Genomic DNA, 7,988 nt, shown 5'->3' on the forward strand with positions numbered 1-7,988 from the left:
GACGAGATCGGTCTTGTTCAGCACCACCACGTCGGCGAAGGCGATCTGGTCCTCGGCCTCCTTGGAATCCTTCAAGCGCAGCGGCAGGTGCTTGGCGTCGACCAGCGCCACCACTGCGTCGAGCTTGGTCTTGGTGCGCACGTCGTCATCCATGAAGAAGGTCTGCGCCACCGGCACCGGGTCGGCGAGGCCGGTGGTCTCGACGACGATGGCGTCGAAGCGGCCGGGCCGGCGCATCAGGCCCTCGACGACCCGGATCAGGTCGCCGCGCACCGTGCAGCACACGCAGCCATTGTTCATCTCGTAGATTTCCTCGTCGGATTCCACGATCAGGTCGTTGTCGATGCCGATCTCGCCGAACTCGTTGACGATGACGGCATAGCGCTTGCCGTGGTTCTCCGACAGGATGCGGTTGAGCAGCGTCGTCTTGCCCGCGCCGAGATAGCCGGTGAGAACGGTTACGGGGATTTGCGTCTGTGCATCGCTCATGGCTTGCCTCGAAATCTTGGTCGAAAAATCTGGATTGTCGGCCTCATATAGGATGGGCGTCGCGCTTTTGCACGCGTCAAACCGATGGGCCAGGCGGACCCTCCGACGGGGATGGCGGCGAGGAGGGATTTGGTGGCGGTCGAGGCCGACCAAACGGGGAGCCGCATGCGCTCCCAATGGCCATCCCCCGTTGCCGCTGTGAATCTCCGCTCCTCAAAAGTCGTTTGTCATCTAACTGAAATAAACATCTGGCATCACCTGCGCGGGCACCGCAATGCTTGCCGGCAAAGCGTTCCGCAAGCCGGTTTCTTAGAGATCGTCATTTGCCAATCGTCGGACAGCCTCTATGCTGGCCGCGCCGGTTGGGCCGAAGAGGGAATGGCCATGGCCAAGGCGGACAAGACAGCGACAATGAGCCGGCTGCATTCGGCGGCGAGGCTGGCGCGCACGGCGCTCGCGGCGCGGCTTCTGGCCCATGGTTTCTACGCCGGCCAGGACCAGATCATGCTGGCGCTTGACCGCGAGGACGGCCAGACCCCTGGCAATCTCGCCGGCAAGCTCGGCGTGCGGCCGCCGACCATCACCAAGACCATCAACCGGCTGCAGGCGCAGGGTTTCCTCGAAAAGCGGGCCTCCAACGCAGATGCCCGCCAGGCCCATATCTTCCTCACCGAGTCCGGCCGCGAAACCATCCGCGCCATCGAGAAGTCGGTCAAGAAGACCGAGAAGCAGGCGCTGAAAGGCCTCGACAAAAAGGACCAGAAGGCGCTGTTCAAGCTGCTCGCCCGTATCGAGGCGAACCTGTCGAACGAAGACCTGGTCCTGATGGACGACGACGCGGAGATGGATGAAGCGTGACGCGCAGCGTCATCGCTCAACCGCGCCACGTTCGGCTAACGAGCGACGCGTAAGCGTCGTCTCGAGCGACCCAAGCGCGATGCGCAGCATCGTCGCTTCACGAACCGACCAAGAATTTTAGCTGAAAAGGGCGACGACGCTGCGCGTCGCGCCTGAAGGCCATCACCGGACGCCTCGCCCTTAAGCGACGACGCTACACGTCGCGCCTCACCAGCGCCGCCCAACGCCCCGGCGTCAGGCCGAACGCCTTCTTGAAATGCCGGTTGAAATGGCTCTGGTCGCTGAAGCCGGCGCCGGCGGCGATCTCCGCCAGCGGTTCTCCCTCGGCGATCATGCGCCGCGCTCTTTGCAGCCGGCGCATCAACAGGAAGCGGTGCGGGCTGGTCGAATAAGTAGCGCGAAAATGCCGTGATAACTGATAGCGGTCGAGGCCGGTAACGGCCTCGAGCTCATCGGAGCGCACCGGCCGTTCGGCATTCTCCGCAAGATAGTCGCGCGCAAGTGTCGCCGCGCGCCACGCGGTCTTGCCCGTCGACTTTGCCGGCTTTCCGGCGTAGCGCCTCAGATGCTGCGCCAGTTGCGCGACGAAATCCGCCACGAACAGGTCGCCAAGTTCTTCGTCCAGCGGCGCCAGCGCCGAGAGCAGCGTGTCTCGCAGCGCTGGATCGCTTACCACCGCGTCAGGCACGAAAGGCAGCGGCCCGCCATCGAGGCTGTCGAGCAGCAGGGACGGCTCCAGATAGAGGATCCGGTAGCGCAGCCCGTCTTCCGTGCCGGCGCCGCCATCATGTAATTCGTCCGGGTGCAGCACGATCGCCTGGCCGGGCAGGCTATGTTGCAGCGCGCCGCGATAATGAAAGCGCTGCACGCCGTGCAATGTCACGCCGATGGCATAGGTGTCATGCCGGTGCGGCTCGAAGGCGTTGCCGTGGAAACGCGCCTCGATGCGTTCGAGGCCCAGTCCGCCCGGCGCCGAAACGATGCGATCGCCATTGGCCGCGTCCGCGCACGAACGTTCAAGACCTTGCTTCGCTTCTGCGCCTAGAGCCTGCGCCATCGCCCTGTTCCGCCCGTCACGGGCCATCCCGGAGTCTCAATCTTGGTGTTCGATACGAAAATTGCAATTGTTCTCAGAGAGGATCTGCCGGTCTGGCAGAAGCTCAACGTCACCGCCTTCCTCACCAGCGGCATCGTCGCGCAATTCCCCGAGATCATCGGCGAGCCGTATCGCGACCGTGCCGGCAACCTCTACAACCCGATGTCGGTCCAGCCGGTCATCGTCCTGTCGGCCGACGCGGCGACGCTGGGCACGATCCACCGCCGGTCATTGGAGCGCGGCGTGACGACATCCGCCTATGTCGAGGAGATGTTTTCGACCGGCCACGATGCCGCCAACCGCGCCGTGTTCGCCGAATTCGCGCTGGACGATGCCAAGATCGTCGGCATCGCCCTGCGCGGCGAGAAGAAGCTGGTCGACAAGATCACCAAGGGCGCCCGCATGCATGGCTGATTTTTATACCGTCTTGAACGTTCGGGATTAGCAGCGACCTCGCCAACTTCGTCATCCTTGGGCGTAGCGACGCGAAGCGGAGCGAAGACCCAAGGATCCATGCCGTGACCTTCGCCGAGGTTCGCAACGGAGCAGAATTTTGCACCGTGGCTGGAGCGTCGATGTAACGGCATGGATCCTCGGGTCTGCGCGCGTCGCTTCGCTCCTTGCTCCGCCCGTGGATGACGAACCGCGAGAACCGTTCAAGCCAATCGCCGACGGCGATGCGCTCTAAGCCTGTCCAAAGCGCTTGTTGGGCCAGTCGCTTTTGGCTTGCCGGCCAGCGGCGATTGCCGCAGAAGGGGACGTCTATCCTCCCTTCGGCCCGACTTTGAGCATTCCCAAAAACAACGACGACAGCGCAACGCCGCCCGCGGCGATGCTTTTGATGCTTTGCGTCTATGTCTGCTTCACCTTTCTCGACACCTCCAGCAAATATCTGGTGCTGGCCGGCGTATCGGCACTGATCGTCGCCTGGGCCCGCTTCACCGTCCACGTCTTGCTCGTCGGCGTCTTCCTGCGCGGCTGGCGCGAGCCGGCGCGCTTTCGCGCCAACAACCTGCCTGCGCATATATTGCGCGGCTGCATGCTTTTCGGCTCGACCATGTTCAACATCCTGGCGCTGAAGACGCTGCAGCTGGCCGAGACGACGTCGATCTATTTCTTCGGCCCGATGGTCATCACCGCCCTTGCCGGCCCGCTGCTCGGCGAATGGGCCGGCTGGCGGCGCTGGCTGGCGATCCTCACCGGCTTTGTCGGTGTCCTGATCATCACCAGGCCCGGCGTCGGCGTGTTCGGCATTGGCCATCTCTTCGCGTTGTGCTCGATGCTGTCGAACAGCTTCTATGTCATCATGACGCGGCGCATGTCCTCGACCGAAACATCCGAGAGCCTGATATTGTTCTCGGCGCTGGCGCCGTCGGTGCTGCTGGCCCCGATGCTTGCCTTCGCGCCCACGCTGCCGCACGGCGGCTTTCAATGGTTCATCGTCCTGATGCTGGGCGTCTTCGGCGCCGGCGGCCACTATCTGCTGGTCCGGGCCTATCGCCTGGCGACCACCACGCAGCTGGCGCCTTTCCCTTATTCGCAGATGGTGTGGATGATCATCGCAGGCTGGCTGATCTTCCACCAGTTCCCGGACCGCTGGACCTTATTGGGTGCTGCCATCATCGTTGCCAGCGGCCTCTACATCATCCATCGCGAGCATCGGCTACGCGTGCGCAACTCCGCCTCGCTCGACACCGAGGCCGAGGCGCTGGCGAAAAAACTTTGATTTGCTCCGAGTCCGGTGGCATAAGGCCGTTTTAAAAAATTTAAAGACGTAGATCCGAAGACCCTGGGGAGCGAAGGGCACTGGCACAGAAGATCAAGCTTTCGACGATCGCGGATGCGCTCGGCGTCTCCACGGCAACGGTATCGCTGGCGCTGCGCGACAGCCCGCTGGTGGCTGGCGCCACGCGGGAGCGCATCAAGGAGCACGCGCGGGCCATCGGCTATATCTACAATCGTCGCGCCGCCTCGCTGCGCACCTCGCGCTCCGGCATCGTCGGCGTCGTCGTGCACGACATCATGAACCCGTTCTTCGCCGAGATCCTGCGCTCGATCGAAAGCGAGCTCGACCGCAGCCGCCAGACCTTCATCCTGTCCAATCATTACGACCAGCTGGAAAAGCAGCGTACCTTCATCGACACGCTGCTGCAGCTCGGCGCCGACGGCGTCATCATGTCGCCGGCCATAGGCACGCCGGCCGAGGACATCATCATGGCCGAGGAAAACGGCCTGCCGGCGGTGTTGATCGCGCGCAGCGTCGCCGGCGCCGACGTGCCGGTGTTCCGTGGCGACGACGCCTATGGCACCGCACTTGCCACCAATCATCTGATCTCGCTCGGCCATAAGCGCATCGCCATGGTCGGCGGCACCGACCAGACCTCGACTGGCCGCGACCGTTACCAGGGCTATCTCAACGCCATGGAGGCGGCCGGCCTGGATGTGAAGCCGTCCTGGCGCATTCCCGGTCCCCGCACCAAGCAGGCCGGCTTCGAAGCCGCGGGACAGTTTCTGGCGCTGAAGGACAAGCCGACCGCCGCCTGCTGCTGGAACGATCTGGTCGCGATCGGGTTGATGAACGGCATCGCGCGGGCAGGCCTCGTGCCCGGCGTCGATATCTCGGTCACCGGCTATGACGATCTCGAGGAGGCGGCAATCGCAACGCCGGCCCTGACCACGGTCTGGAACGGCCAGCGCGAGGTCGGCCGCCGCGCCGCCAGCGCCTTGCTCGACAAATTGAACGGGCAGGCGGTGCGGCCATCACAGGAACTGATCAAGCCGGAACTGCATGTGCGGCAGTCGACCGGCAAGCCGGTGGAGCGTGCATGACCATTGCAGAAGGAAAATTGCCGGTCGCCATTCTGGTGCCTGGCGATTTCAACGACCATGCCGTCAGCCGCCTAGACAGGGCGTTCAAGCTTGTGCGCATCGAACGCGCCGACCCTTCGCTGGTCACGGAAGAGATGCGCGCCACCGTGCGCGGCATCGCCTCCTATGCGGGCATCAACGCGGCGATCATCGACGCGCTGCCCAACCTTGAGATCATCGCCAGTTTCGGCGTCGGCTATGATTCGGTGGATGCCAATCACGCGGCCAAGCGCGGCGTCATGGTCACCAACACGCCCGACGTCCTGACCGAGGAGGTCGCCGACACCGCCATCGGCCTGTTGATCAACACCGTGCGCGAGCTCTACGCCGCCGAGAAGTGGCTGCGCGACGGCGACTGGGTGAAGAAGGGCAATTATCGCCTGAGCCGGCTTACCTTGCGCGGCCGCAGCGTCGGCATTTTCGGCATGGGCCGCATCGGCCGCGCCGTCGCCCGCCGCCTTGAAGCCTTCGGCCTGCCGATCGCTTACCACAATCGCCGCAAGGTGGAAGGCTTGGCTTACGACTATCATGCCACTTTGAAAGGCCTTGCCGAGGCCGTCGACACGCTGATCTGCATCGCGCCGGGTGGCGCCTCCACGGAGAAAGCGGTCAATGCCGAAATCTTGTCGGCGCTGGGTTCGAACGGCGTCTTCGTCAATATCGGCCGCGGCTCGGCAGTGGACGAGACAGCGCTGGCCGCCGCCCTGAAGAGCGGTACCATCGCCGCCGCGGGGCTCGACGTCTTTGCCGACGAACCGAACGTGCCAGGGGCCCTGCTCGACGCTGCCAATGCCTCGCTTCTGCCGCATGTCGGCTCGGCGTCCGTCCACACCCGCCGCGCCATGGCGGATCTTTGCGTCGACAATCTCGTCGCCTGGTTCACCGAGCGCCGGCCGCTGACGCCCGTGCCGGAGACGATCAACGTCAAGGCGCGCGGGTAAAACAATTCCAGGGACGTCTGAGGGGGCTTTCGCAGCCTATGGAACGTTCAACCGTTCCGGGCGCTTCGCCACATTTGTTAATGCTTTAGCCGGCCCATTATCTCCCGCTTAAGGCTTTGAAATCATTCTCCATACATGATCGAGTGTGGAGAAGCGGCATGAAGCTGGTTACGGGCTGGCTCTGCCGGGTGTCATTGGCGTCCACCGGCCACCAGACGGGAGCCAGCGTGGTTTTTGTGCAACTTCAGATAAGAAAGCATCTTCCGGATGCCCGGCTATATTGCGCTGCAATCGAAGCGGTCTACACTGCCGCGAAACACGGGGTGGGTCCATGAAATCGATTTTGTTGGCTTCTGCTATTCTTGCTGCCCTTCCGGGTAGCGCTTTTGCCGCGGATGCGCTTTCCGCCGCTCCGGCGATCTATGACTGGAGCGGCGCCTATGTTGGCGTCCAACTAGGCTATGGTTGGGGCCACGTCGATAGCCATGATCAGTCGATATCGAGTGGCAATTCGGATTGGGCCGACTCCTGGAAATCCAACGGAGTGCTCGGCGGTATCCATCTTGGCTACAACCAAGCTTACGGTTCGTTCGTTCTCGGCGGCGAAGCCGACATCGAAGCCTCCGGAATGAGCGGTTCAGTCGATTCGGCGTTTGCCGGCACGATCGACACCAAGATCGATGTCCAGGGTTCGCTTCGAGCCCGCTTGGGCTATGCGATGGGACCGGCATTGCTGTACGCAACCGGCGGTCTCGCGGTTGCTCATTTCAAAACCCACTATGAAGAAGGCCCGACGACGGATAGTTCATCCCACACAAAGGCAGGGTGGACGTTGGGCGCAGGTGTTGAATATGCCTTCGCGCAAAATTGGACCACCCGCGTCGAGTACCGCTACGCTGATTTCGGGAAGTTCACCGACAATCCAGCGACCGATAGCTCGTGGCTTTACCCGACTCACGTGACGACGCAATCTGTCCGCTTCGGCGTCAGCTACAAGTTCTGATCGCGGAATTTCGCACCAAGCGGCGGCTACATCGATATCTACTCCGCCGCGGCGCGCGCGCCTGCTTTTGCCGCCGCGTGCAGCCGCACGGCATCTCCGAAGGCCTTGAAGATCTTGGCGGAATTGCTGTCCGACTTCACCCAGTATTCGGGGTGCCATTGCACGCCGACCGCGAAGGCCCGCGCGTCCTTGACGGAAACCGCTTCGATCGTGCCGTCGGTGGCCAATGCCTCGATTTGCAGTTTCGAGCCGAGCCGGTCGATCCCTTGCCGATGCAAGGAGTTGACCTTGATGTCGCCGGCGCCGAACACGCTGGCTAAGCAGCTGCCCGGCTTGATCGAGACCGTCTGATGGATGGCGAAGCGCTCGTCCTGATTGTCGCTCACCGGCGCGCGATGGTCGAGCGAGCCTTCGCGCTCCTGGATCTCGGTGCCGAGCGTGCCGCCCAGCGCCACGTTCAGCTCCTGGATGCCACGGCAGATCGCAAGCACCGGCACGCCGCGCTCGAGCGCCTTGCGGATCAGCGGCAGCGTCGTGGCATCGCGCGCCTGATCGTAGGGACCGTTGGCCTCGCTCGGGTCGCCGTCATAAAGCGAAGGATGCACATTGGATTTCGAACCCGTCAGCATGACGCCGTCGACTGCCGACAGCAATTCGTCGAGGTCGAGCCGGTCCCCGAAGGACGGCACCAGCAGCGGGAACACGCCGGCGCCGGCCGCAGCCGCTTCCAGAT

General features: G+C 63.3%; 9 protein-coding genes. 6 read left to right on the forward strand and 3 right to left on the reverse strand.

The window, feature by feature from the left end; all coding sequences use genetic code 11:
• Positions 1-489, reverse strand: a 489-nt coding sequence (locus tag EOA28_RS17075; RefSeq protein WP_148670740.1) for a GTP-binding protein, incomplete at its 3' end; no start/stop codon positions are given.
• A 384-nt stretch (positions 490-873) separates the two neighbouring features.
• On the opposite strand from EOA28_RS17075, the gene EOA28_RS17080 reads away from it, so the two are divergent.
• Positions 874-1,347, forward strand: coding sequence for a MarR family transcriptional regulator (locus EOA28_RS17080; RefSeq protein WP_112128317.1), 474 nt, complete (start codon positions 874-876; stop codon positions 1,345-1,347).
• Positions 1,348-1,540: 193 nt separating this feature from the next.
• Here EOA28_RS17080 and EOA28_RS17085 read toward each other — a convergent pair whose 3' ends face one another.
• Complete coding sequence (locus EOA28_RS17085; protein WP_127249724.1) at positions 1,541-2,404, reverse strand: AraC family transcriptional regulator; 864 nt, start codon at positions 2,402-2,404, stop codon at positions 1,541-1,543.
• A 45-nt stretch (positions 2,405-2,449) separates the two neighbouring features.
• Between EOA28_RS17085 and EOA28_RS17090 the strand changes: the two genes are divergently transcribed.
• The 5 genes from EOA28_RS17090 to EOA28_RS17110 all read left to right on the forward strand — a co-directional run bounded on the left by EOA28_RS17090 (position 2,450) and on the right by EOA28_RS17110 (position 7,255).
• Positions 2,450-2,857, forward strand: coding sequence for a DUF2000 family protein (locus tag EOA28_RS17090; RefSeq protein ID WP_127249723.1), 408 nt, complete (start codon positions 2,450-2,452; stop codon positions 2,855-2,857).
• A 427-nt stretch (positions 2,858-3,284) separates the two neighbouring features.
• Positions 3,285-4,169 (forward strand): DMT family transporter, encoded by an 885-nt coding sequence (locus EOA28_RS17095; RefSeq protein ID WP_189342073.1) that lies wholly within the window; start codon positions 3,285-3,287, stop codon positions 4,167-4,169.
• Between the two features lie 80 nt (positions 4,170-4,249).
• Positions 4,250-5,272, forward strand: coding sequence for a LacI family DNA-binding transcriptional regulator (locus tag EOA28_RS17100; RefSeq protein ID WP_127249721.1), 1,023 nt, complete (start codon positions 4,250-4,252; stop codon positions 5,270-5,272).
• Positions 5,269-6,252 (forward strand): 2-hydroxyacid dehydrogenase, encoded by a 984-nt coding sequence (locus EOA28_RS17105; protein WP_127249720.1) that lies wholly within the window; start codon positions 5,269-5,271, stop codon positions 6,250-6,252. Before EOA28_RS17100 ends, EOA28_RS17105 begins: the two co-directional genes overlap by 4 nt.
• A 331-nt stretch (positions 6,253-6,583) precedes the next feature.
• Positions 6,584-7,255: an outer membrane protein gene (locus EOA28_RS17110; protein ID WP_127249719.1), complete on the forward strand. Its 672-nt coding sequence runs from the start codon at positions 6,584-6,586 to the stop codon at positions 7,253-7,255.
• A 38-nt stretch (positions 7,256-7,293) separates the two neighbouring features.
• Here EOA28_RS17110 and EOA28_RS17115 read toward each other — a convergent pair.
• On the reverse strand, positions 7,294-7,988 hold a 695-nt coding region (locus tag EOA28_RS17115), incomplete at its 5' end, for a gamma-glutamyl-gamma-aminobutyrate hydrolase family protein (RefSeq protein ID WP_148670741.1).

The sequence above is a fragment of the Mesorhizobium sp. M2A.F.Ca.ET.067.02.1.1 genome, from assembly GCF_004023285.1.
GTDB lineage: Bacteria > Pseudomonadota > Alphaproteobacteria > Rhizobiales > Rhizobiaceae > Mesorhizobium.

Bases quoted from the DNA above. Each gene is read 5' to 3' on its own strand.
- EOA28_RS17105 (WP_127249720.1), top strand. From the start codon at position 5,269: ATGACCATTGCAGAAGGAAAATTGCCGGTCGCCATTCTGGTGCCTGGC.
- EOA28_RS17095 (WP_189342073.1), top strand. From the start codon at position 3,285: ATGCTTTGCGTCTATGTCTGCTTCACCTTTCTCGACACCTCCAGCAAA.
- EOA28_RS17085 (WP_127249724.1), bottom strand. From the start codon at position 2,404: ATGGCGCAGGCTCTAGGCGCAGAAGCGAAGCAAGGTCTTGAACGTTCG.
- EOA28_RS17110 (WP_127249719.1), top strand. From the start codon at position 6,584: ATGAAATCGATTTTGTTGGCTTCTGCTATTCTTGCTGCCCTTCCGGGT.
- EOA28_RS17080 (WP_112128317.1), top strand. From the start codon at position 874: ATGGCCAAGGCGGACAAGACAGCGACAATGAGCCGGCTGCATTCGGCG.